The sequence below is a fragment of the Gluconobacter sp. P5E10 genome (assembly GCF_018812145.1).
Lineage (GTDB): Bacteria > Pseudomonadota > Alphaproteobacteria > Acetobacterales > Acetobacteraceae > Gluconobacter > Gluconobacter cerinus.
This window is the reverse complement of sequence record NZ_JACRVZ010000012.1, coordinates 1-22,425: the sequence shown is the minus strand read 5'-3', so window position 1 is coordinate 22,425 and position 22,425 is coordinate 1. Positions and strand designations below refer to the sequence as shown.

22 protein-coding genes and 3 pseudogenes are annotated in these 22,425 nt (G+C 56.1%); 15 read left to right on the top strand and 10 right to left on the bottom strand.

What is annotated here, in order from left to right:
- The first annotated feature begins 110 nt into the window (after positions 1–110).
- From KP707_RS15660 to KP707_RS15645, 4 genes and pseudogenes are all read left to right on the top strand, one after another.
- The gene (locus KP707_RS15660; protein WP_015074886.1) at positions 111–902 is read left to right on the top strand and encodes an ImuA family protein; all 792 of its coding nucleotides are present in this window, start codon (positions 111–113) and stop codon (positions 900–902) included.
- Positions 787–2,316, top strand: coding sequence for a DNA polymerase Y family protein (locus KP707_RS15655; RefSeq protein WP_252348913.1), 1,530 nt, complete (start codon positions 787–789; stop codon positions 2,314–2,316). Before KP707_RS15660 ends, KP707_RS15655 begins: the two co-directional genes overlap by 116 nt.
- On the top strand, positions 2,292–2,549 hold the full coding sequence (locus KP707_RS15650; protein ID WP_015074884.1) for a hypothetical protein: 258 nt from the start codon (positions 2,292–2,294) through the stop codon (positions 2,547–2,549). Before KP707_RS15655 ends, KP707_RS15650 begins: the two co-directional genes overlap by 25 nt.
- 3 nt (positions 2,550–2,552) lie before the next feature.
- A pseudogene (locus KP707_RS15645) lies at positions 2,553–5,693 on the top strand (error-prone DNA polymerase).
- 177 nt (positions 5,694–5,870) lie between these two features.
- Here the strand turns inward: KP707_RS15645 and KP707_RS15640 are convergent.
- The 5 genes and pseudogenes from KP707_RS15640 to KP707_RS15615 form a co-directional block, all read right to left on the bottom strand.
- Entirely contained in the window at positions 5,871–6,038 is a 168-nt protein-coding gene (locus tag KP707_RS15640) for a hypothetical protein (RefSeq protein ID WP_015074881.1), read from the bottom strand.
- Positions 6,039–6,095: 57 nt separating this feature from the next.
- Positions 6,096–6,302: pseudogene (locus KP707_RS15635) on the bottom strand (transposase); the annotation flags it as partial.
- Between the two features lie 43 nt (positions 6,303–6,345).
- Positions 6,346–7,103 (bottom strand): IS5 family transposase gene (locus KP707_RS15630; protein ID WP_100225173.1). Its coding sequence is split into 2 segments (ribosomal slippage): positions 6,346–6,782 and positions 6,782–7,103, totalling 759 coding nucleotides; the frame shifts between segments, so codons are not numbered across the junction.
- Positions 7,104–7,454: 351 nt separating this feature from the next.
- A pseudogene (locus KP707_RS16915) lies at positions 7,455–8,206 on the bottom strand (IS5 family transposase); the annotation flags it as partial.
- A gap of 386 nt (positions 8,207–8,592) precedes the next feature.
- Entirely contained in the window at positions 8,593–9,501 is a 909-nt protein-coding gene (locus tag KP707_RS15615) for a LysR family transcriptional regulator (protein WP_015074875.1), read from the bottom strand.
- 115 nt (positions 9,502–9,616) lie between these two features.
- Here KP707_RS15615 and KP707_RS15610 point away from each other — a divergent pair, with 115 nt between their 5' ends.
- Together KP707_RS15610 and KP707_RS15605 are read left to right on the top strand one after the other, a co-directional pair.
- Entirely contained in the window at positions 9,617–10,243 is a 627-nt protein-coding gene (locus tag KP707_RS15610) for a glutathione S-transferase family protein (RefSeq protein WP_015074874.1), read from the top strand.
- Positions 10,240–10,647 (top strand): VOC family protein, encoded by a 408-nt coding sequence (locus KP707_RS15605; RefSeq protein ID WP_015074873.1) that lies wholly within the window; start codon positions 10,240–10,242, stop codon positions 10,645–10,647. The genes KP707_RS15610 and KP707_RS15605 overlap by 4 nt, the downstream gene beginning before the upstream one ends.
- Positions 10,648–11,033: 386 nt before the next feature.
- Here KP707_RS15605 and KP707_RS15600 read toward each other — a convergent pair whose 3' ends face one another.
- Entirely contained in the window at positions 11,034–11,396 is a 363-nt protein-coding gene (locus tag KP707_RS15600) for a helix-turn-helix domain-containing protein (protein WP_015074872.1), read from the bottom strand.
- A gap of 115 nt (positions 11,397–11,511) precedes the next feature.
- On the opposite strand from KP707_RS15600, the gene KP707_RS15595 reads away from it, so the two are divergent.
- Complete coding sequence (locus KP707_RS15595; RefSeq protein WP_016738640.1) at positions 11,512–12,378, top strand: NAD(P)H-binding protein; 867 nt, start codon at positions 11,512–11,514, stop codon at positions 12,376–12,378.
- A gap of 124 nt (positions 12,379–12,502) precedes the next feature.
- Here KP707_RS15595 and KP707_RS15590 read toward each other — a convergent pair whose 3' ends face one another.
- Positions 12,503–13,462 (bottom strand): IS481 family transposase, encoded by a 960-nt coding sequence (locus tag KP707_RS15590; protein ID WP_016738641.1) that lies wholly within the window; start codon positions 13,460–13,462, stop codon positions 12,503–12,505.
- Positions 13,463–13,538: 76 nt separating this feature from the next.
- On the bottom strand, positions 13,539–13,991 hold the full coding sequence (locus KP707_RS15585; RefSeq protein WP_080578982.1) for an Rrf2 family transcriptional regulator: 453 nt from the start codon (positions 13,989–13,991) through the stop codon (positions 13,539–13,541).
- Positions 13,992–14,094: 103 nt separating this feature from the next.
- Here KP707_RS15585 and KP707_RS15580 point away from each other — a divergent pair, with 103 nt between their 5' ends.
- The gene (locus tag KP707_RS15580; RefSeq protein WP_015074868.1) at positions 14,095–14,577 is read left to right on the top strand and encodes a DUF2938 family protein; all 483 of its coding nucleotides are present in this window, start codon (positions 14,095–14,097) and stop codon (positions 14,575–14,577) included.
- A gap of 19 nt (positions 14,578–14,596) precedes the next feature.
- On the opposite strand, the gene KP707_RS15575 is transcribed toward KP707_RS15580, so the two are convergent.
- Positions 14,597–15,511 (bottom strand): helix-turn-helix domain-containing protein, encoded by a 915-nt coding sequence (locus KP707_RS15575; RefSeq protein ID WP_015074867.1) that lies wholly within the window; start codon positions 15,509–15,511, stop codon positions 14,597–14,599.
- A gap of 149 nt (positions 15,512–15,660) precedes the next feature.
- On the opposite strand from KP707_RS15575, the gene KP707_RS15570 reads away from it, so the two are divergent.
- Positions 15,661–16,407 carry an SDR family oxidoreductase gene (locus KP707_RS15570; protein WP_016737604.1) on the top strand — a complete coding sequence of 249 codons (747 nt, stop codon included), beginning with the start codon at positions 15,661–15,663 and terminating at the stop codon, positions 16,405–16,407.
- 31 nt (positions 16,408–16,438) lie between these two features.
- Here KP707_RS15570 and KP707_RS15565 read toward each other — a convergent pair whose 3' ends face one another.
- Positions 16,439–17,359: a LysR family transcriptional regulator gene (locus KP707_RS15565; protein ID WP_015074865.1), complete on the bottom strand. Its 921-nt coding sequence runs from the start codon at positions 17,357–17,359 to the stop codon at positions 16,439–16,441.
- A 115-nt stretch (positions 17,360–17,474) separates the two neighbouring features.
- On the opposite strand from KP707_RS15565, the gene KP707_RS15560 reads away from it, so the two are divergent.
- From KP707_RS15560 to fghA, 6 genes are all read left to right on the top strand, one after another.
- Complete coding sequence (locus KP707_RS15560) at positions 17,475–17,807, top strand: YciI family protein (RefSeq protein ID WP_016737605.1); 333 nt, start codon at positions 17,475–17,477, stop codon at positions 17,805–17,807.
- Between the two features lie 52 nt (positions 17,808–17,859).
- Positions 17,860–18,747 carry an MBL fold metallo-hydrolase gene (locus KP707_RS15555; RefSeq protein WP_015074864.1) on the top strand — a complete coding sequence of 296 codons (888 nt, stop codon included), beginning with the start codon at positions 17,860–17,862 and terminating at the stop codon, positions 18,745–18,747.
- Positions 18,748–19,132: 385 nt separating this feature from the next.
- Positions 19,133–19,408, top strand: coding sequence for a formaldehyde-responsive transcriptional repressor FrmR (gene frmR / locus KP707_RS15550; RefSeq protein ID WP_015074861.1), 276 nt, complete (start codon positions 19,133–19,135; stop codon positions 19,406–19,408).
- Between the two features lie 41 nt (positions 19,409–19,449).
- Positions 19,450–20,559, top strand: coding sequence for an S-(hydroxymethyl)glutathione dehydrogenase/class III alcohol dehydrogenase (locus KP707_RS15545; protein ID WP_016738644.1), 1,110 nt, complete (start codon positions 19,450–19,452; stop codon positions 20,557–20,559).
- A gap of 59 nt (positions 20,560–20,618) precedes the next feature.
- On the top strand, positions 20,619–21,020 hold the full coding sequence (locus tag KP707_RS15540; RefSeq protein WP_003618982.1) for a VOC family protein: 402 nt from the start codon (positions 20,619–20,621) through the stop codon (positions 21,018–21,020).
- Positions 21,021–21,044: 24 nt separating this feature from the next.
- Positions 21,045–21,872 (top strand): S-formylglutathione hydrolase, encoded by an 828-nt coding sequence (gene fghA, locus KP707_RS15535; RefSeq protein WP_003618986.1) that lies wholly within the window; start codon positions 21,045–21,047, stop codon positions 21,870–21,872.
- The last annotated feature ends 553 nt before the right edge of the window (positions 21,873–22,425 follow it).

Genomic DNA, 22,425 nt, shown 5'->3' with positions numbered 1-22,425 from the left:
TATGGATAATTCCGTTACTCTCGGCTTTCACAGGTGGCGCTCGGCAAAAAGATTGATCTTGCCTTAAGCCTCCTTTTGTTCTCTTTATGTTCTCGTCGAGGAGAACAAAGATGACAACGGACGCCGTGACGCGACTGCGCGAGCAGGTCCGACGCCTGGAGCGTCGAAGCCTTCCTCATTCCCATGCTGACACCCTGCCTACCGGGCATTCTGCCGTCGATGACCATCTCGGCGGTGGCCTCAAAACGGGTAGCCTGCATGACTTTCTGATCTCCGATCCTCTGGAGACGGGGGCCAGTCTCGCGATGCTCGGGCCCATTCTGAAAGAGGGCAGGGGGCCGGTCTTCTGGATCAGCGACACACCTGCCGAACTGAACGCCTGCGGGCTGCATCAGTCGGGTGTTTCACTGGAACATCTGGTCTGCATTGAAACGGACCCGGCCAACCTGCTGTCGGTCGCCGAGGACGTGTTGCGCGGACCAGAGCGCGCAATGGCCGTGATCGCAGGACGTCACGTCCCAACGCTCAAGGAAATCCGCCGCCTCAATCTGGCTGTGGAGGCGAGCGGAAACACAGGCTTTTTCCTGCGCTCTGCGCCTCTCGCACAAGCTCCTGGGAAAGACCCCTGTGCGTGCGCCACGCGGTGGCGGGTCCTCTCCCATCCTTCATCGCCTCAAACGCTTCCGGGACTGACCATGCCGCGTCCCGGTTCCCGACGCCTTTCTGTCACGCTGTTGCGGGTGAGGGGAGGCCGCCATGCTCACTGGATCCTCGACTGCACCGATCATGCGCCGCTTTCTCGCTCTCTGGATGCCCTTCTGGCGCACCGAGCGCCTCCAGCTCTCCCGCCCGGGAGACTTTCCGACCGACAGGCCGCTCGTTGTGCACGCGCTGGCACATAACCGTCACACCGTCACCGGTGTCAGTCCGGCTGCGCTCGCGGCCGGACTGACACCCGGAATGCCGCTGGCACAGGCCCGCTCCCTGGTGTCGGATCTTCTGACGGCAGAAGAAGACGCGGAAGCACAGACTGCCGCGCTGACCGATCTGTGCTCCTGGCTGATCTGGTTGTCGCCGCTGCCCGCGTTCGACGCTCCGGACGGTCTCTACAGCGATACCACCGGATGCGCCCATCTTTACGGGGGTGAGGCGGCCATGCTGGATCTCGTCAGGGAACGCCTGAGGGCAAGGGGGCATTCCTGCTCTGTGGCGCTAAGCGATACGGCCGCTGCCTCACGCGCTCTGGCCCGCTCGCGGATCGACCGGATCTGTCTCGTGCCTCCCGGTCAGCAGAAACAGGCTCTGCATCCTTTGCCCTGTACAGCGCTACCGCTACCCGAAAAGACACTGTCGAGCCTCACCCGGCTCGGCCTCAATACCATTGGCGCCCTTGCAGATCTGCCACGCGCGCCTCTGGCCAAGCGCTTTGGGGCACAGCTTCTCACCTGTCTCGATGAGGCTCTAGGACGGCAGGCCAACCCGCTCAGCGTGTTTCAACCTGCGGACCGGATTTCCCTGACCCGGTCTTTGGTCGAACCCATCAGCACATCGGGCGCCATTGCCACGGTGATTGCCGCACTCGTGCCGGTTGTCTGCGAAAAGCTGGCGGCGCGCGGGGAGGGGGCGCGGCAACTCGACTTTCTCTGTGTGCGCGTGGACGGATCCATTCAGGCCGTCCGCGTGGGGACGTCTGACCCGACGGCTGACGTGACACGTCTGACGCGCCTGCTCAATGGCCAGATCCCGCAGATCGCGCCCGAGTTTGGAATTGAAACCGTCATCCTGACCGTCAGCGCGAACGAACCGCTCGAAGCCGGGCCTGAACGCTCTGTCCTGCCGGACGTCGGGGCATCCTCGGAGCGCGCGCTCCCGGCCACTCTGATCGACCGGCTGTTGAACCGTCCGGGGGTTGTTTCTGTCCACCAGCTCGCGCCCCGGTTTTCCGCCTGGCCGGAAGACGGGCAGTCTCGCGTTTCCCCAGACGACATGGCAAAACCGCCTCTCGCGAGCCAGATGCTCTGGGCGCGGCCGAACATCCTGTTCGATCTGCCCGTCCGGGTGCAGGTGACTGCCCTGCTTCCGGACGGTGCGCCACGCCAGTTCGTCCTGAAGCGGCAGACGCATCGCATCGCGGCGGCCGACGGTCCCGAACGTCTGCTGGGTGAGTGGTGGCAGGCGGCCGAAAGCTACGGCGCGATCCGCGACTACTGGCAGGTCGAGACCACGACCGGCCTGCGCCTGTGGCTGTTTCGCAAAGGCGACCGAACCCACGACTGGTCCGGGTCAGGCGCGTGGTTTCTTCAGGGGGTATTCTGATGGAGCCCCGTGATGATCTGATCCCGGCCAGCACCTCGGACGTGGCCGAAGTCCTGATGCACGCGTTGTGCTATGACGGACGCAGGCGGACGCATGACGCCGCCGAACTGATGGCCCGTCTCGTGGCCGAGCGTCTGGTCGCCTATCTGGAACGCTCCGGATTTGTCGTGATGCGCGCGCCCACCAGCAACGCGCCTGACAGCAGCCGGCACCCCCATCCGCACAGGCGCTGAACCATGAGCGCGCCTTATGTCGAATTGCAGGTGACATCGTCGTTTTCGTTCCTGCGCTCAGGCAGCCAGCCGGATGAACTGATTTTCCAGGCGAAGGCCCTGGGGTATGACACCATCGGTCTGACCGACTGGAACACCGTGGCCGGGGTGATCCGCGCCCATCTGGCGGCGCGTGAGGCCGGTCTGCGTCTTCTGCCGGGATGTCGTCTAACTCTGCGCGATGGCAGTGCGCTCCGGGCCTATCCCCGCAACCGTGCGGGCTGGGCGGGCTTGTGCCAGCTCCTGACCCTTGGTCATCATCGGGGCGAGCGGGACGTGTTCCTTCTGGGATGGGAGGATCTCGTCGCAGCGGCCCCGGACCTCCTCCTAATTTTGTTGCCGCCCGAGGATCTGACAGCGCTTCGCGGGCACGTTCAGAGCCTGCTGGATCTGCCGGGACAAAGGGCAGGCGAAGAAGAAATCCGGTTTCTTGCGCTGACGATGCTCCGGCAGCCGGGAGACCTGGCGCGGCTTCACGCGCTCGCGGCGTTCAGTGCAGCCCAAGGTCTGGCCTGCGTTGTGACAGGAGATGTTCTCTACCACGATGCGCGCCGGCACGTTCTTCAGGACGTGGTCACGGCCATCCGGGAAGGCTGCACGGTCGATGATCTTGGCAACCGCCGTCACGTTCACGCCGATCGCCATCTGAAAGCCCCTGAAGAACAGGCGCGCCTGTTCGCCGCCTTTCCGGACGCTCTGGCCAACACGCGGCGGATTGCCGAGGCCTGCGCCTTCAGTCTCGATGACCTGACGTACCAGTATCCGACCGAAACCGAGCGCACGGGCGAAAGCGCGCAGGAGACCCTGACACGCCTGGTCCAGGCCGCGCTACCGCGTCGCTACCCGGCCGGGGCACCGCCTGAGGTCGAGACGCAGATTGCCCACGAGCTGAGGCTGATCGGCTCTCTGGCCTACGCGCCGTATTTTCTGACCGTGAACACCATTGTCCGTCATGCCCGCTCGCTTGGCATTGTCTGTCAGGGGCGGGGATCTGCCGCGAACTCGGCCGTCTGCTATGTCCTGGGAATCACGAGTATTGACCCGGTCCGCTCGGGCCTGCTGTTCGAGCGGTTCATCTCGGCCGAACGGCAGGAACCGCCGGATATTGACGTGGATTTCGAGAGCGACCGCCGTGAGGAAGTCATCCAGTGGATCTACCGCCATTACGGCCGCCATCGCGCCGCCCTGTGCGCCACGGTGCAGCGCTATCAGCCCAAAGGCGCCTTACGGGAAGTGGGTAAGGTTCTGGGCTTGCCCGAAGATCTGACCGGCCAGCTTTCAAAACATATCGCCTCATCGTTAGCCGATCCCGATCTGTGCAAGGCGCGTGCGGCCGATCTTGGCCTGAACCTGAAGGATCGCCGGCTCAGTCTGACGTTCCATCTCGCACGTCTGCTTCTGGGCTTTCCCCGCCAGCTCGGCACCCATCCGGGCGGATTTGTGCTGACCGAGGATCGCCTGGATGAACTCGTCCCCCTGATGCCGACCGCCATGGACGAGAGGCAGATCATCGTCTGGGATAAGGATGACATCGACGTCCTGCGCTTCATGAAGGTGGACGTTCTGGGCTTGGGAATGCTCGGCTGTCTGCGTCGCGGGTTTGAGCTGCTGCACACCGTGTATCAGACGCGTATGGATCTCGCTTCGATCCCAGCCGAGGATCCGCAGACCTATCGCATGATCCAGAAGGCGGACACGCTCGGCACGTTCCAGATCGAAAGCCGGGCGCAGATGTCCATGCTGCCGCGCATGAAGCCCCGGACCTTTTATGATCTGGTCATTCAGGTGGCGATCGTCCGGCCGGGACCGATCCAGGGGGACATGGTCCATCCCTATCTCCGCAGAAGAGAGAAACTGGAGCCTGTCACCTACCCGTCCGAGACCCTGCGCGGCATTCTGGGGAAAACACTGGGTGTCCCGCTGTTCCAGGAGCAGGCCATGCAAGTGGCGATCCACTGCGCAGGCTTTACGCCAGGCGAAGCCGACCAGCTCCGCCGCGCGATGGCGACGTTCAAAATGACCGGGGGCGTGTCGCCGTTCCGGGACAAACTGGTGAACGGGATGCTGGACAATGGGTATGAGCAGGACTTTGCCGAGCAGACCTTCGCGCAGCTCGAAGGTTTTGGCAGTTACGGTTTTCCGGAAAGCCATGCCGCCTCGTTTGCCCTGATTGCCTATGCCTCGGCCTGGATGAAGTGCCATTACCCGGATGTGTTCTGTGCCGCCCTGCTGAACTCTCAGCCGATGGGATTTTATGCCCCCTCGCAGATTGTTCAGGACGCGCAACGGCATGGGGTCGAGGTCCGGCAGATCTGCATCAACGCCTCCCGATGGGATTGCACACTGGAGCGCGGCCGGAACGGACGGCACGCGGCGGTCCGGCTGGGGTTCAGGATGGTGCGCGGGTTGGCGAACGGCCATGGGGCCGCCCTGATCGCAGCCCGGATGCCGGACTATGAGAGCATTGACGATGTCTGGCGCCGTGCGGATGTGCCGGTCTCGGCCCTGGAATGTCTCGCGGAAGCAGACGCTTTCCGGGTGTTTGGACAAATGCGCCGTGCTGCGCTCTGGTCAATCAAAGGGTTGGCGGATACCGCTCTACCGTTGTTCGAAGCGGCTGATCGGGGCCGGAACTTTCCGCTACCGGAAGTAATCGAGCCGGAGATTTCCTTGCCACTAATGTCAGAGCGGGCCTCAGTGCATGAGGATTATCGGGCGACGGGACTCAGCCTGAACGGGCACCCAATCGCGTTTCTACGGGAGGGCCTGCGAAAGGAAGGGATCGTTCGTTGCGGGGATCTCCCGTATCTGCGGGATGGGCGTCGGATCCAGCTCACCGGATTGGTGTTGATGCGGCAAAGGCCAGGGACGGCCAACGGCACCATGTTCGTCACGATCGAAGACGAAACCGGCACGGCCAATCTGATCGTCTGAAAGGACGTGCAGGAGGAATACCGCCGTCCTCTTCTCGCGTCCCGTCTTCTGGCCTGTAAGGGCCGGCTTCAGAAGGAAGGCGAGGTGATTCATGTCGTTGTGCTTAGTCTGGAAGACCGTACGCCGTTACTTCAGGGATCGGAGCTCCTGAAGGCACGGGACTTTCGGTAGGAAAGATAAGAGCTTCGAACGATCTTGTTTTCAAAATAGAGAACTCGTTGTTGATGTTGAACCTGTGGAGGTGTGGGCAGCAATGGGGGGGGCAAACGGAATGTCTGCTTTGCGATATATGCTACAAAAATCGGACATTTTCGACAGCATCAGAGCGAGTCACCTTGGGAAATATGCTTAAAACCATGCGTCGAGGATGGCTGGCTCGAGATAGGGCGTCACCTGCACGAGATACGACCATTGCGCGTCAAAAGCGGCTTGCTTGAGATAGGGGCGGTGAAACATCTCAAAGACGGCGTGCCCGAGTTTTTCGTTCGATGCGTCATACCCGATGTGGATATCCATCGCACACCTGTCAGCCATCTTGGCCTTGGAGAGTCGAAGGCAGTCTAGGCTCAGGACTCATAGCCAGAACATGACGGTTGCAGCGAGGCAGATGGCTGAGAAGAAGACGGTCGGGCATCTGTCATAGCGGGTTGCGACCCGCCGCCAGTCCTTGAGGCGACCGAACATGATTTCGATGCTGTTGCGACGTTTGTATCTTCTCTTGTCATATTTGACTGGTTTTCCGCGGGATCTCCGTCCCGGAATGCAGGGCCTGATCCCTTTTCCCTCCAGGGCATCCCTGAACCAGTCAGCATAGGCTCAGGACTCATAGCCAGAACATGACGGTTGCAGCGAGGCAGATGGCTGAGAAGAAGACGGTCGGGCATCTGTCATAGCGGGTTGCGACCCGCCGCCAGTCCTTGAGGCGACCGAACATGATTTCGATGCTGTTGCGACGTTTGTATCTTCTCTTGTCATATTTGACTGGTTTTCCGCGGGATCTCCGTCCCGGAATGCAGGGCCTGATCCCTTTTCCCTCCAGGGCATCCCTGAACCAGTCAGCATCATAACCCCGGTCCGCCAGCATCCATTGTGCCATGGGCAGGCTGTCCAGCAAGGCAGAGGCTCCGGTGTAATCACTGACCTGTCCTGCTGTCATGAAGAAGCTCAGCGGTCGTCCGTTCTGATCGGTGATCGCATGCAGCTTCGTGTTCATGCCACCTTTTGTCCGTCCGATCAGTCGCCCTGGATCCCCTTTTTTAGCCGCAGGCTCGAAGCCGTGCGGTGCGCCTTGAGATACGTCGCATCAATCATAATCGTCTGGGGCTCTGCCTTTCCGGCAGCCAGACCGTCCATCATCCGGGAAAAGATCCCCATGGCACCCCAGCGCTTCCAGCGGTTGTACAGTGTCTTATGTGGACCGTATTCCCGGGGCGCATCACGCCAGCGCAAGCCATTACGGTTCACAAAAATGATCCCGCTCAACACTCGACGGTCATCAACACGAGGTTTGCCGTGGCTCTTGGGAAAGAATGGTCGCAGGCGCTCCATCTGATCGTCCGTCAGCCAAAACAGGTCGCTCATCTTCAGTCTCCTTGCAGAGCCTGAATCAAAATTCCCTACAAAAATCAATGGGTCCTGAGCCTAGCGGGTGACATTGGCAGTGGCGCATACATGATCGGGTGGTCTGGATCGACTCCAGAAGTACCGTTCGCCCACTGCCAGCTAATGACGCATTTCTTGTGTAACATAATACTAATTTGCTGGTTCAGAGTGGGTGGTTTGTGAGGATGAAAGCGGTTCAGTATGGGGCTGGCGGCAGGCCTTGCGACGACATCGAACATGGTAAGGTTCATGAGGCGGCTCTGAACCCAGGTCCTGTTCTCTCGACGATAGGCGATTATTCCCATCGGAGGGGTATTCTTTCCGTGATTAGGTCACGTTGACAAAAGATCTGATCCAGAGCCTTGCTGCGGCGATATTGAGGAAACTCATGAAGGACAGGGCGGTCTTGTCGTATCGGGTCGCGATACGGCGCATCTGCTTGAGGTGATTGAACAGCCGCTCGATGCGGTTGCGCTCCCTGTAACGCCGCCAGTCTGTTTTCTGAGGAACGCTGCGGCCTTTGCGTGAGGGAATGACCGGCAGGATCCCATGGATCAGCAGATTCTGGCGGAAGCTGTCGCTGTCATAGCCCCGATCAGCCAGCATGGCCCTGGGGTTCGGAGCCGGAAGTGCCATCAGAGCATTGACGGCTTTATAGTCCGAGACTTGCCCGCCGGTGAGGACAAAGCCAAGAGGACGTCCCTGATTGTCGCATCGGGCGTGGATTTTGCTCGTAAAGCCGCCGCGTGACCGGCCAAAAGCCTCCGAATGAGCCCCCCTTTTGCCCCGGTGGCTTGTGAATGGACACGCACCACGGTGCTGTCGAGCATATGCTGCCAGTCATCGGTCAGCCCCAGCTCTACCAGGGTTTGCAGCAGGGCATCCCAGACACCCTGTTCGGCCCAACGGCGAAACCGGACATAAACCGAGTTCCATTTGCCGTAGCGTTCATGCATGTCACGCCAGGGGCATCCAGTGCGTAGGATGTGCAGCATACCATTGAGAAAACGGCGGTTATCTCCAGACGGGCGCGCCCAACGTCCACGCTCAGAAGGCAGAAGCGGACCAATTATCGCCCATTCCTGATCCGTCAGATCGCCTCGTGCCATGCCTGTTCTCCCTGCTCCTTATCCCATAGGCAGCAAGTGAATCAGATCTCAGGCTGATCGTATAGATCTTTTGTCAACGTGACCTAAGCAAAAGTGGCGTTCAGCCCCCATCAGAGTGTTTTATTCGGCTCTCAACAGTAATCGCTAAAAACGTATCCGCTTTTGGAGCGGAAAATCGAAACAGAGATATAGACGTAAGCAACCTGTCTGCTACTGTTTTTTGAACAACAGGCAGTTTAGCAGAGAAGATGATCGGTCCGTCACGGGATGTGACCGATAAGCCGTGTGCATCCGATCATTAACAGTGTCGTAAGTTTTATTGCGTCCTACTCGAAAGCGATTTGTGATTGGCGTGCTTTTTAGAAATTATCTGTCATGAAGCGTTTTTTCATGGCGGTGAGAAACATCCTAACGTTAACGGACTGGCGCTCTCTGGGAGGAAACAGCATGAAAACAGGTAATGCGGACGTAGGAATATCTGCCAGAACTCTGCAAAGCTGTTTTTTTTCGATAGAATCATGGGTTTGGTACGACAAGACTCTGGTAATACCTAGGCCTTCTTTGGCAGCCGAAAGGGCCGCGTCTATACTATTGACGTAGAGCCGAGGTGAAATTCTGACTGAAGGTTCATTCTTTCCGCCCAGTCGCCATGCCGAATGTCCAGTCGCATACTCATCGATATCGATGAGACTGTGCGCCGCGAGATCCTCAAGGCTCTGTGGCTCTCCATGCTGTGCCAGATAAGCTGGGCTGGCGACAAAGACTTTCCGGACCTCGCCGATTTTCTGCATTTTCAAGGCACTATCCTGCGGTGGGGCAATCCGGATGGCGAGATCGATCCCTTCCTCCACAAGATGAACAACACGGTCTGTCAGGAAGAGCCGTATGGTCAATTGTGGCCAGGCTTTCAAAAGGTCCGTGACAACGGGAAGAACATGTAGCCGCCCGAAAACAACCGGTGCGGTAATCGATAATACCCCCTGCGGCTCCGTCCCCGCGCCTCGTGCAACAGCGACCGCATCATCCAGGTCGGAAATCGCCGCACGACACCGGACCAGAAACTCCGCCCCTTCCTTCGTCAGATGAACAGAGCGCGTTGTACGGTTGAACAGGCAGAGCCCGAGGGTAGTTTCCAGGTTTCTGATCGTCCGGGTCACTGTGGTGGCGGAGAGGCCTAGTTTCCGGGAAGCTCCGACAAAGCTGACCTGATCGGCCACGGCCAGGAAGATCCGTAATGTCTGAAGGTCGATCAGAGATCTCTCCTGCAACTCAGTAGATTATAAGCGTAAACCGCAATAGTGAAGTGCATTTTTGAGAGATTATCGCACACCTCATCCCGTGGAAAGACAATGCTCCTGTTCAGTCGTTCTTTCGGGAGTTCCCATGAAACTCTACTATCATCCTCTTTCGGGACATGCGCATCGAGCGCATCTCTTTCTCTCTCTTGCTGGCCTGCCTCATGAGTTGAAGCCTGTTGACCTTGCCGCAAGTGAGCAGAAGACTGCGAAATTCCTGGAGCTGAATGCATTCGGGGAAATTCCCGTCCTGGAAGATGGCGGGATCACTATTCCGGATTCCAATGCCATCCTTGTGTATGCGGCACGGAAAGTCGGTCCGTCTCATTGGCTGCCGGAGGACACCGTGACAGAGGCCGAAGTCCAGCGCTGGCTGTCGGTGGCGGCGGGAAAGATTGCGTATGGATGCTGCGCCGCACGTCTAGTGACGGTTTTTGGCGTCCATTTTGATGTGGCAGAGGTTATTCAACGCGCTCATGACACGCTCAAAGTGATCGAGCAGGCCCTGAAGGCTAGAACCTGGATCGCAGGAACCCAACAGCCCACGATCGCGGATGTCGCTCTCTACAGCTATATCGCAAGAGCACCGGAGGGAAATGTTGATCTATCGGGATACGACGCGATTGCTGTCTGGTTGCAGCGCTTAGAAAGTCTGAGGGGATTTGTCCCGTTCCAGAAAACCGTGGTGGGCCTGGAAAGAGGAGACGGGCAATGAACTTCGCGCACCTGACGTTCGATCATGTTGGCATTCGCGTGACCGATCTGGAAGTTTCTGAACGGTTTTATGCCAAATTCGGCTTCATCCGCGATCCGGAAGAGTTCGCTCCGGCCGTGAAAGCCTGTGGCCTACGCCACCCATCCGGACTTCGTATCCATCTCATTTTCAATGGTGTGCCAGACCCAGCCGGGAATGTTCTTATGGACGTTCCCATCAAACGTCCGGGCTACACGCACGCGGCGTTCATTGTTGAGAGCGTGGCAGATCTGGTGCGCTGGCTGGAACAGGAACAGATCGCCATCACGGAAGGGCCAGTCCAGATGGGACATGACAGACGCATTGTCTGTTTCATCCGTGATCCGGACCGGAACGTCCTCGAGTTCAACGAAATCCTCAAGTGAACAATCTTTGTAGGCCATGACGCGCGTCCGCTTTGCGGAAGCTGACACAGCCCCGATAACGTCGATAAAGTAGGCGCAAGCAGCTGGTCCGCTTACGCCCTCATCCTCGACATACAAGGCGCGATAAAGATTTCCAAAACCGGACATGTGCGCGTGGCAAGTCCGACATACTCGCGTATGCCGTCACCGTTGTTCCCGTCTGCCAGTAATTTCCGCTCATGTGCCTCACGATGCTGCGCATATTGGTAATTATACTGTAGCAAAATGAACCGACATCTCTGGACAAACACCTGAGCGAGCGCATGGTTAAGTGGTTCAACTTGATGGAATGATGCCCCGCATGCGCCGCTGATTGACGGCGCGCTTCATCACACCTCAACGCCAGATCAGTCCTGCGCGGCACGACGATCAAATGCGGCGCGGGCCTGTTCAAGGGCGGGCCGGTTCTCGCGTGCCCAACTTGCCAGGGCTGCCAGAGGTCCTGTCAGGCTTTGCCCCAATGGGGTCAGACAGTACTCAACCTTCGGCGGGACGGTAGCATAGGCTTTGCGAGCCACCAGTCCATCGCGCTCGAGCCCGCGCAGAGTGATGGTCAGCATCCGGTGCGAGATGCCGGGGACGCGGTGCTTCAACGCATTGAAACGATGGGTGCCTTCTGAGAGATGGCCACAGACCATAACCGTCCACTTGTCGCCAATGCGTGCAATCACCTCTGCCAGGCCGCGACATTCCGCTTCTATATTTTCCATTGCTACTCCTTGGGGCGACAGGAACCTGGGTGTTCTTGACGCATGAATTCATGCGTACTTGTTAGCTTATAGGAACAAATTTATCCTAAGGAACCATAAATAACCATGGAATCTGATGATGAAAATAGGTGTAAGCGGTGCCAGCGGTCAGCTCGGTAGCGCAGTTGTTCAGGCGTTGGCGGAAACGGTTGCGGCCGAAAATTTGGTGGCGATTTCGCGCACCCCCAAGACCGATCTAACCTACGCAGGTCGCTTGGGCGACTATGACCAATCCGAGACATTGGTGGCGGCCTATCAGGGCTTGGATCGCCTGCTGTTGATTCCAGGGGCTGATCTGCGGCCGGGGATTCGTTCGCGCCAGATGTTGGCGGCCGTGGATGCCGCTGCACAGGCCCAAGTCGGTCACGTCTTCCTGTTGTCGGCAACCGGGACGCAGCGTGAGGGGGAGGCCGCCGTTGGCGCGGCGTATTGGCACAGTGAGCAGGCGTTGATCAAGAGCGCGATCCCCGCATGGACGATACTGCGTATGAGCTATTTTTCCGAGACGCTGGTCGAAGAGGTGCGGATGTCTTTGACGGCAGGCGGGCTTGCGGCGCTTGAGGACAGCCGCGTCAGTTTCGTTTCGCGCGGCGATGTGGCCAAAGCTGCCGCCGCCGCATTGACCAGCGAAGGCCACGAGGGCGCCATATATCAGCTGACAGGCCCTGAAACCCTGCGCGGTAAAGCGGTGTGCAGGCTGGTCGCGCAGCACATCCAGCGGCCGTTTGTCTTGAACGTGATGCGCGCCGAGGTGTTGCGAGCCGGGTTGCTCAAAACGGGTCTGCATGAGGTTGTGGCCGATGCCGTGGTATCGATAAAGACGCGGCAGGCGCGTGGCGCCTACGACATCGTCAGCGGTGACATCGTGCGTTTGACCGGAGGCACGCCATGTTCCCTGGCCGAGATTCTGGCGAGTACCGCCGGAGGACTGGGGCAGTCGTAGCCCCGCACTTGCTGGGTGCTTTGCTGCGCCAGTCGACGAACGCCCCGCACCACCGGTGCAAGCCTAACGCAATGCACTCCAGCGCGATACGAGGGTTTATATCGCTTGGGCGGGCGTGCCAGCCTTAGGCGTTTGGTACCGCGGTTTGATGGTTTGGATTGATGATGAATCTTTCTGGCTCTGAAGTCCAGATTTTGCAGATGTATTCGTAAGGGGTAAGGCCACTGAGGGTCTTGAGTCTTCGCCCGAAATTATAGGCTGCCATGAAGTCGTTGAGGTGTGTCCTCAACTGCTCATGACTATCGTAATGGAAGCGTTTGACGGTTGCTTCCTTGATTGTCTGGTTCATCCGCTCAACCTGACCGTTCGTCCAGGGATGATTGGGTTTCGTCAGACGATGTTCGATCCCCTGGGCTTCGCAGATCAGGTCGAAGCGCATGGGACGCGACCAGGCCGTATTGCGATTACGGGGTTGGTCAGAGAACTGGATGCCGTTATCGGTCAGAATGGTATGGATCCGGTAAGGGATGATGCTCAGGAGATGTTCGAGGAATTCCCAGGCGGTCTTCCGATCAGTTTTCCCGACGAGTTGTGTGACAGCGAATTTGCTTGTCCGGTCGATAGCAACGAAGAGGTGCAGCTTGTCTTCAGCAGTCTGGACTTCGGCAATATCGATGTGAAAAAAGCCGATGGGATAGCGTTTGAAGCGCTGGCGTTTGAGCCTGTCTCCTTCGATGTCCGGCAACCGGGATATCCCGTGACGCTGAAAGCAGCGATGCAGGGCCGAACGTGTCAGATGAGGAATGCTGGCCTGCAGGGCATAAAGGCAGTCATCCAGCGGCAGTAAAGTATGCCGGCGAAAAGCGACTGCCATGGCTTCTTCGGTTTCTGTCAGGCTCGTTGAGCGAGGCTCTTTAGGGCCAGTTTTCTGATCTTCGACAGTCTGGCGCTTTCGCCATTTTGCAACTGTTTTCGGGTTGATCCCGAACTCCTCGCTCAGCGCCGCGAGCGAAGCCTGCGATCGCTGTATTGCTGCTCGCACGGCGTGCGTGGTCGTGGCGCTGCCATGACGTATCTGTCCCATAAGGCTTCCTTCCACTCGCGTGAAAATAATACCCCATCAAATCCCGGGACTAAACACCTAGCCATCAGCCCTTGGTCTACTTGCAGAGCGTGGCCGGAGCATGACGCGCTGCTAGCCTCTGATGGAAGTCGGCATGAAGCGCTGCAAGTGTAATCTGGCCAAAACGCGCGAGAAGTTGGACCGTAACATCCGCAAGGACGCCACTCAATGCATCGTTAACGGCTTCCTCAACAAGGCATTCAGTCTTTTCACTTCGGTTCCCTATGGCGAATAATCTTGGGGCATCAAGAGCCTCGTAAATATCTCGCAGCGTTACCCGATCCAACTGGCATGAAAGCGTCCACCCCCCGCCATGTCCTTTCTCGGAGTGCACATATCCATGCTCACGCAGACCGCCCATAAGACGTCGCACAACCACGGGGTTGGTGTTAAGGGCGCGAGCCAGGGCTTCTGACGTCATGGGCCCCCCTGCTTCTGCCATATGCAGGAGTACGTGGAGCACACAGGATAATCTGTTATCTTGTCTCATGTAACTTCTTGTGTTGCTAGAGTGCGATTTCGTCAGTATATCATGAAACTAGAAAAGTGACATGAAAGTGTGTGAGAACACTCTTACTTCGAGGACATGCTGTATGAATTTGCTCGAAATTCTGACAGTCGGCGTCGTGGCGACTGCCGCATCCGATATCTGGCAACAAGCCCAGAAACCATTGACTGGAATTCCTGCAGCCAACTGGCCTGTCACGGGCCGCTGGGTCATAGGGTGGCGCAACGGCAGGATCTATGATCCAATGATTGGAAAAAGACCGATCCTGAAAGGAGAGGCAGTTGTCGGCTGGGCATTTCATTATCTGATTGGTGCTATTTATGCTGCACTGTATCTCAGTTTTGTGACTGTCATAGCAGAGACAGTCCCCACATTGTTGAATGGTCTGATCTTCGGACTGATTACGCTTTTAGCGCCATTCCTGTTTATGAAACCCGCTTTGGGCGGCGGTTTTTTCGGACTTAGGGCTCCCAATCCTGGAAAAGGACTATTTCTCAGTATAAGCGCTCATGCTGTCTTTGGAATGGGACTGTATTTAGGTGAACTTTTTTACCAAGGTTTTTTCTGAAACCTTATTCAGAGAGTGATTACAGTTTTCTATAGTCACGAGGACTGACACCTTTCACTCTGCGGAAGACCTGAGCAAAGTGACTTGGACTGTCGTATCCGATCCCCAAGGCGATCTCGATAATGGAAAGATTGGTCTTACGAAGCATTTCTGATGCTTTCTGGACGCGGTGCTGCATGAACCAACCAGAGGGGGTTTGTCCCGTGGTTGTACGGAATGAGCGACTGAAGTGAAAACGGCTCATGCCACACAAAGCAGCAAGACAATCCAAATCAAATGCCTCAGCCAGATGTGCTTCCATATGATCAAGAACTCTACGCAGTTTCCATGTGGGCAAGAGAGTGGATCGTAGCTTTATCTTAGCTCTGGCATCAGCATACTGTCTTAAAAGATGAACTGTCAGACTTTCCAGAAGACCATTTACAAATAAGGGATTTGCAATGGCGGGAGATTGCATTTCAGCTACCAGACCACTCAAAATGCCTGATATAAAAACGTCCTGTCCTCCCGAGACATCCCGCATTCGAATACGTGAGGAGTTCAGATTTAATGACATGGCGGCTCGGTTAACAAGCTCAAGTCCAAGATAGAGATGCAACACTTCAAAACAAGTGTCGTCCTTGCCCTGCCAACGCATCAGATAGGGTGTGTCCGTCTGCGTGAGGTAAAACGTTCCAGCTTTTGCCTTGCTCTGTTCCCAAGGTCCTGTCAGTTCACGCTCTTCAATATTTGCTTCTCCGCTGATAACCCAGACAAGCAAGGGTTCTGCGACGGCAGGTACAAGAATTTCGTCTTCTTGTAACGGGCGAGAGAAGATCTGGACGTCAACGTCGTTCCAGACATCCCCTTCACTTTGTGCGATTTTCTTCCCGGGGAGAAGTTGCTCCAGTGCCAAACTGGCAGCACGCCGAGAAGGAAGGCAGGGCACCCCCATCTGTTACACTCCCTGATTTCCATGCACGACTATCTATAGCGCAAAATCGCAATAGTTTCAGCAAGAAGCCAAGAGAGATATCTTCTGGCATAATTTACACCTCCTTCGACCAACAAGGGCGATTGAAGGCTCGTTGCGTGGAGAAGATTATGAACATTGCAGGAAAAATTGCTCTGGTGACCGGAGCATCCAGTGGCATTGGTGCGGCAACAGCGCGCAAACTTGCAGCAGAAGGAATGACAGTCGGCCTGGCGGCACGTCGTCATGATCGCCTGAATGCACTTGTCAGTGAGATTATCAAGGCTGGCGGTCGAGCGATTCCTCTGGTGACGGACGTTACTGACCTTGTCTCGTGTCAAGAAGCCGCAAAGAGCTTGATTGCCCAATTTGGAAGGATTGATGTTCTGGTCAACAATGCGGGCCTGATGCCCCTATCTAGCGTTGACAGCGTGAAAGTGGACGAATGGCAGCAGATGGTGGACGTCAATATATCCGGTGTTCTTAATGGAACGGCAGCCGTTCTTCCGCAGATGATCGCACAACATTCGGGCCATATTTTTAACATGTCCTCGATTGCAGGCCGGAAAGTCTTTACGGGTCTCGCCGTTTATTGTGCCACCAAAGCTGCGGTGACAGCGTTTTCAGACGGCCTCAGAATGGAGATCGGACCAAAGCATAATATCCGCATTACCTGCATTCAGCCGGGAGCCGTAAAATCGGAGCTTTACGACCACATTACAGATGCTGATTACCGCAAACAAATGGATGATCTTGCAGCGTCCATGACCTTTCTCGAAGGCGAGGACATAGCAGACAGCATCCTTTTTGCTTTGAAATCACCTGCACGCATGGATGTTGCAGAACTGTTTGTTCTTCCGACTGAACAGGGATGGTGAACAGGAACTTATTGCCAACTGAGCTTAGGAGTCAGGCACCCTTCCGTCGAAAAGAGGCTTCAGGCTGGAAAGCCTCTTGAAGCTCGGTCACAAAGACCCGCAGCTTTGGTGTCATAACCGGACCTGCGTTATAGAGCAGGTGCATGGGCCTGTCCGGAACTTTCCACCTGGGCATAAGCCGGACAAGCCGTTTGCTTTTCATATCTGGAAGCAGAGCCTGCTCGTATCCCAGCAGAATGCCATCGCCACCAAGAGCTGCAGAATGCAGAACACTTGAATCATTACTGATTATCTTCCCGGACACGGTGACAGGTCGCGTAACGCTCCCCTGAGAAAGGTACCACGTGGTTACAGGGCCGCCGGAGTTTTCATATACGAGACACTCGTGGCGCATCAGATCTTCGGGCTGCCCTGGAAAACCGTGTTTTTCCAGATAGGTTTGAGCCGCGCAGATGACCCGACGATAGGCCGTCAAAGGACGACTGACCGCTGTAAGGTCCGTTTCCAGTTCACCAATTCGGATCACAGCCTCATGACCATCCATTGTGGGGTGAACCAGTTGGTCTGTCAGGGATAAATGCACTTGAATTTCTGGGTATCTTTTTTGAAAACTGTGAATAAATGATAGAAATACCGTTCGCCCGAAGGTGACTGGGACGCTGACAGATAATGTGCCGCGCGGTGTGCCAAGCATATTGGCTGCCAGACTGTCAGCTTGTTCAGCAGCCTGCAGAACAAGCCGACATTGCTCGCAATAGAGGCGTCCTGTTTCAGTCAGACTTTGCCGACGTGTCGTTCGATGCAACAGGCGAGCACCAAGGTGATGCTCCAGAGCCTCTATATGCTTGGCGACCATCTGCGGCGACAAAGTCAGATGCTGGGAGGCCGCAGCAAAGGACCCCAATTCCACGACCTTGATAAAAATCTTCATGCTGGTTAACCGGTCAAGCATTCATCATCCTCAGTTGTGACTGATGTCTCGTATCGACAATTTATCCAGCGAAAAAGAGGAATATGCTGAAGGCTTCGAGTGATTGGCAAGTCTAGTTCTGGTGGAGACTTTCGAAATGCCTGTTTATCTTGTGCGCATGGACCACCCTGACGGCGAGGGATGGGGACAGCATGTCGCAGCCCACGTGTTGTATCTCAGGCGCCTTATTCAGGAAGGCAGCCTGCTGGCCTCCGGTCCGTTGAAAGGTACCCCATTGCGCTCCGGCTTTCTAATTATGAAAGGCGCCAATCGGCAGGAGATTGACGCGATGATTGCCGGTGATCCCTTTGCATCCGAAGGTTTGATTTGTGATCTGCGGATTGAAGAATGGGACCCACTATTCGGGTGCCTGTCAAACCATGCAACAGGCGCACTCCCGCAAGAATTGAAGTCTCTTTTCCCTTCATGACGACAGCGCTGTGTTTTTTGAGAAATAAGAACGAAAACAGAGCCTTGGGATTATGAACGATCTTCAGTGGTATACTGTAGGGGATGCCCGCATACTAAAAATACAGGATCTGACGCTGGCAGCACTCACTCCAGAACACTTGCTTCCTGACTGGGATGATGCAACGGCACTTCAGGTCTATCCTGATCTGTCTGAAACGCTGGATGCTTCAGAAACGAAAATCCTTTTGAGCGTTCATAGCTGGCTCATCAAGGATCGCGGTCGGAACATTCTTGTGGATACGGGGGCCGGGAATAGCAAGGCTCGACCTGCTGCTCTGTATTTCGATCACTTGCACACCGTGTGGCTTGAAAATCTGATGCGCGCTGGCGTCCGGCCAGAAGATATCGATTTTGTTCTTCTCACCCATCTGCATGTTGATCATGTGGGGTGGAACACACGCCTGCAAAATGGCATCTGGGTTCCGACCTTCCCGAATGCCCGATATGTCTTTTCTAGAGCCGAATATGATTTTTTCAGTAATCCAGTTCATGATAGCGTCCGTAATAAAACCAGTTTCATGACACGCATTGATAGCGTTGATCCGATTATCTCGGCGGGTCTTGCGGATCAGATTGACGTAGACGGATCCGAAGTTCTTGAAGGAATTTCCTTTCACCCCACACCTGGGCATACGCCACATCACGCGTCTCTTGTGCTGAAATCAGGTATGGAGCGTGCGCTCTTCACGGGTGATGTCATGCATCACCCTATTCAGGTGTGTATTCCGGAGTGGAGTGCCGTTTTTGATGCAGATCCTCAGATAGCCATCATATCGCGCAAATGGGCTTTGAATTATGCTGCCGAACACACCGCAGCAGTATTCACATCGCATTTTCCGATGACATCCGCTGGAAAAGTGATGACATACGACCAGGGAAGGGGTTGGTCTTTCCTCTAGGGCTGCCATTATGTCCGCTGTTCACCTCGTTCAATTCCATTGCGGACATTCCGCTTTCCTCCCTAATTCGCCTGTCTGCTCAAGGGAACCAGAACAGACAGGCGGCAGTCGCCCTCATGTCGGTCGTTTGGACCACAAGGTTGTTTGCCAAATAGCGGACATCAGCGCTTCAAAGCCTTGTTGCAGAGATTGTCTGGATCTCACTAATTGTACCTCTTGAATGATCCCAAGACACAGACGGGCAACCCATGGACGTTGCGATGAAAATTTCAGCGATACGGAATTGTGATCGGATCATATGACAAGCACGCCCTTATATCCTCGTCATACTGCCCTATAGTATGACAAGGATACTCAAGGGTAGTATATTCGGGAGTAAGCGTTCGTGCCGCACACACCGGCTGAGAAAAAGCGCGTTCTGGCCCGCGTGCGCCGTATTCGCGGGCAACTTGATGCGCTGGAACAGGCTTTGGAGAAGGGAACTGATTGCGGTCCGGTGCTGCAACAGGTGGCGGCTATCCGGGGAGCGATCAACGGATTAATGGCCGGTGTTCTCGAAAGCCACCTGCGGGAAGAATTTGTTGAGTGTGCCGGTGATCGTGATGCTGCCAGTGGTTCGATCGAGAATGTGGTGTCACTCGTTCGATCCTATCTCCGGTAATGCCCTCGATGCTGGCTGATAGGTTATTTGGAGAAAAAATCATGAAATCACGGGCCGCAGTTGCTTTCGAGGCGGGTAAGCCCCTTGAGATTGTCGAGATCGATGTAGCGCCTCCTCGTGCTGGTGAGGTGCTCGTGCAGATCACGCATACGGGTGTGTGCCACACTGATGCGTTTACCCTGTCAGGGGATGATCCCGAGGGACTGTTCCCAGCCGTTTTGGGTCACGAAGGCGCGGGAATTGTCATCGAGGTCGGAGAAGGGGTCACCAGCGTTGCCCCCGGCGACCATGTCATTCCGCTTTACACGGCGGAATGCGGTGAATGTCTGTTCTGTAAGTCGGGAAAAACCAATCTCTGCATTTCAGTGCGCGCCACACAGGGTAAAGGTGTGATGCCGGATGGCACGACACGCTTCTCCTACAAAGGTCAGCCGATCCATCATTACATGGGGTGTTCGACGTTCAGCGAATACACGGTTGTCGCCGAGGTTTCTCTGGCAAAAATCAATCCCGCATCCAATCCAGGGCATGTCTGTCTGTTGGGATGTGGCGTCACCACAGGGATTGGTGCGGTACACAACACGGCCAAGGTGCAGCCGGGAGATACGGTTGCCGTCTTCGGTCTGGGCGGGATCGGTCTGGCGGTCATTCAGGGAGCGCGACAGGCAAAGGCTGGCCGGATTTTCGCTATTGATACCAACCCGGAAAAGTTTGAACTTGCCAAGGCCTTCGGTGCTACGGAGTTCCTCAATCCGAAGGACTACGACAGACCGATCCAGCAGGTTCTGGTGGAAATGACCGGCTGGGGTATTGATCACACCTTTGAATGTATCGGCAACGTCAATGTCATGCGCGCGGCGCTGGAAGCCGCGCATCGTGGATGGGGGCAGTCGATCGTCATCGGAGTGGCAGGGGCCGGTCAGGAGATATCAACCCGTCCCTTCCAGCTTGTGACGGGGCGTTCGTGGCGCGGCTCGGCTTTCGGTGGGGTCAAGGGACGCAGCCAGCTTCCCGGCATGGTCGAAGATGCCATGCGTGGCGATATCGAACTTGCGCCTTTCGTAACCCACACCATGCCGCTCGAAGACATCAATACGGCCTTCGATCTGATGCATGAGGGAAAATCCATCCGTTCCGTCATTCATTTCTAAGGTCTGCGTCTCACCGCGCAACATCATTTCCAATGGTTGGAAATTACAGGAGAACGATCATGGCAGTTATTTCCGGTGACGGTGTTTTCTCTCACGTTTTTCTTGGGGCAGTGGATACTGCGGTATCCGCGAAATTCTATGACGCCGCGCTTGCGGCTCTGGGCATAAAAAACCTGGGGCCGTTCGGGCATGGGTGGATTCTGTATGGCCGCGAAAAGCCAGCCTTCATCATTGCACGTCCAGGCAACGGTGAAGCGCCCTCAAGCAACGGTGTCACCATCGGTTTTGCAGCAGCGACACCCGCCGAAGTGGAGGCTTTTCATGCTGCAGGTCTTGCCAATGGGGGAACCGATGAAGGCGCACCCGGCCCGCGAAGCCACTTACCGGGCGCTTACGCTGCCTATCTCCGGGATCCGGCAGGGAACAAGATCTGCAGTTATACCTTCACGGACGGTAACTGACATGCGCAAAAGGCAGTGAGAGCCATGGAACGCAAGGAAACACATGCCTCTTTTGGGGGCGTGCAGGAAGTCTGGCGACACAAGTCCGTGTCGTTGGGTGTGGAAGCAAACTTCGCGATCTACCTGCCGCCGCAGGCAAAAACTGAAAAGGTTCCCGTTCTTTACTGGCTCTCCGGTCTGACATGTACGGAGCAGAATTTCATTGGCAAGGCTGGCGCGCAACGCGTGGCCGCAGAACTGGGCATCGCCATTGTCGCGTCGGATACCAGTCCACGGGGCGTGGGTGTGGCCGATGACGATGCGTACGATCTTGGACAGGGTGCCGGATTTTACCTCAATGCGACGCAGGAGCCGTGGGCTGCGCATTATCGGATGTATGATTACGTCGTCACGGAACTTCCTGCGCTGATTGAGGCGAGCTTTCCGGTTACGCAGCAGCGAGGCATTGCGGGACATTCGATGGGTGGATTTGGCGCCATCATGATCGCGCTGCGTAATCCTGGCCGCTATCGTTCTGTGTCAGCCTTTTCACCCATTGTGGCGCCAACGCAGGTACCATGGGGTGAAAAAGCATTCAGTGCTTATCTGGGGCCGGATCGTGCCAGTTGGGCAGCCTATGACCCGCTTGAACTTGTGCGGACAGCGAAGGAAAGACTGCCTGTTCTGATAGATCAGGGTCTGGCGGACCAGTTTCTGAAAGAACAGCTCAGGCCAGAACTGTTCCAGGAAGCCGCACAGAATGCAGGGCAGGAACTCATCCTGAATCTTCGTCCTGATTACGATCACAGCTATTATTTTGTAGCCAGTTTTATTGCAGATCATCTCAGATATTTCGTGAGTAAACTACGATGAATAGATTGTCAGTTTTTTGGATCTGGAATTTTCTGGCTTTGAGTGGAGATAAAATCTGTTAGGGGCATCTTTCAAACTGTGAAATCAGCTGGCAGCTTTCCGCACCTTTTATCCGGAAGCAGTCCAACTGTTTTGTTTTCTTCCACGATTTGCCTGTTTGCTCAGCGATATTAGAGCAGACAGGCAGCAGTCGCCTACATGTCAGAAGCCAGAGCGTCGCTCTTCGCTTCTCTGAAACGGACGTGTTCATGGCTTGCGAGAATAGGCTGTTGTCGATCACGACCAACATCACGAGCATCCCGCCTAAAATGCGCGGTATGTGCCGGCGGCCAAATGCGATGACCCCGCTCGTCTATGTTAGGGCGTAGGGGAACTCAAGACTAGTCTCTCTGGAAATGGTTATTGACGGGTGACAGGCTCAATGATCGTCGGACTTGCAGCCCGGGGCACGCGGAGAGCTGACGGCTTGGCGCAGCCGGTCGATCCGATTACGCAAGTCCCTCAGTTCGGTGATCGACAGCCCGGTCGCCGCCAACACACAAGCCGCCGGAAT

Coding starts and splice junctions, on each gene's coding strand:
- KP707_RS15610 (WP_015074874.1), top strand. CDS start 9,617: ATGAAACTCTACTATCATCCTCTTTCGGGACATGCGCATCGAGCGCAT.
- KP707_RS15575 (WP_015074867.1), bottom strand. CDS start 15,511: ATGGGGGTGCCCTGCCTTCCTTCTCGGCGTGCTGCCAGTTTGGCACTG.
- KP707_RS15660 (WP_015074886.1), top strand. CDS start 111: ATGACAACGGACGCCGTGACGCGACTGCGCGAGCAGGTCCGACGCCTG.
- KP707_RS15590 (WP_016738641.1), bottom strand. CDS start 13,462: ATGGGACAGATACGTCATGGCAGCGCCACGACCACGCACGCCGTGCGA.
- KP707_RS15605 (WP_015074873.1), top strand. CDS start 10,240: ATGAACTTCGCGCACCTGACGTTCGATCATGTTGGCATTCGCGTGACC.
- fghA (WP_003618986.1), top strand. CDS start 21,045: ATGGAACGCAAGGAAACACATGCCTCTTTTGGGGGCGTGCAGGAAGTC.
- KP707_RS15555 (WP_015074864.1), top strand. CDS start 17,860: ATGAACGATCTTCAGTGGTATACTGTAGGGGATGCCCGCATACTAAAA.
- KP707_RS15565 (WP_015074865.1), bottom strand. CDS start 17,359: ATGCTTGACCGGTTAACCAGCATGAAGATTTTTATCAAGGTCGTGGAA.
- KP707_RS15585 (WP_080578982.1), bottom strand. CDS start 13,991: ATGAGACAAGATAACAGATTATCCTGTGTGCTCCACGTACTCCTGCAT.
- KP707_RS15640 (WP_015074881.1), bottom strand. CDS start 6,038: ATGGATATCCACATCGGGTATGACGCATCGAACGAAAAACTCGGGCAC.
- KP707_RS15570 (WP_016737604.1), top strand. CDS start 15,661: ATGAACATTGCAGGAAAAATTGCTCTGGTGACCGGAGCATCCAGTGGC.
- KP707_RS15560 (WP_016737605.1), top strand. CDS start 17,475: ATGCCTGTTTATCTTGTGCGCATGGACCACCCTGACGGCGAGGGATGG.
- KP707_RS15655 (WP_252348913.1), top strand. CDS start 787: ATGCGCCGCTTTCTCGCTCTCTGGATGCCCTTCTGGCGCACCGAGCGC.
- KP707_RS15540 (WP_003618982.1), top strand. CDS start 20,619: ATGGCAGTTATTTCCGGTGACGGTGTTTTCTCTCACGTTTTTCTTGGG.
- KP707_RS15580 (WP_015074868.1), top strand. CDS start 14,095: ATGAATTTGCTCGAAATTCTGACAGTCGGCGTCGTGGCGACTGCCGCA.
- KP707_RS15600 (WP_015074872.1), bottom strand. CDS start 11,396: ATGGAAAATATAGAAGCGGAATGTCGCGGCCTGGCAGAGGTGATTGCA.
- KP707_RS15545 (WP_016738644.1), top strand. CDS start 19,450: ATGAAATCACGGGCCGCAGTTGCTTTCGAGGCGGGTAAGCCCCTTGAG.
- KP707_RS15595 (WP_016738640.1), top strand. CDS start 11,512: ATGATGAAAATAGGTGTAAGCGGTGCCAGCGGTCAGCTCGGTAGCGCA.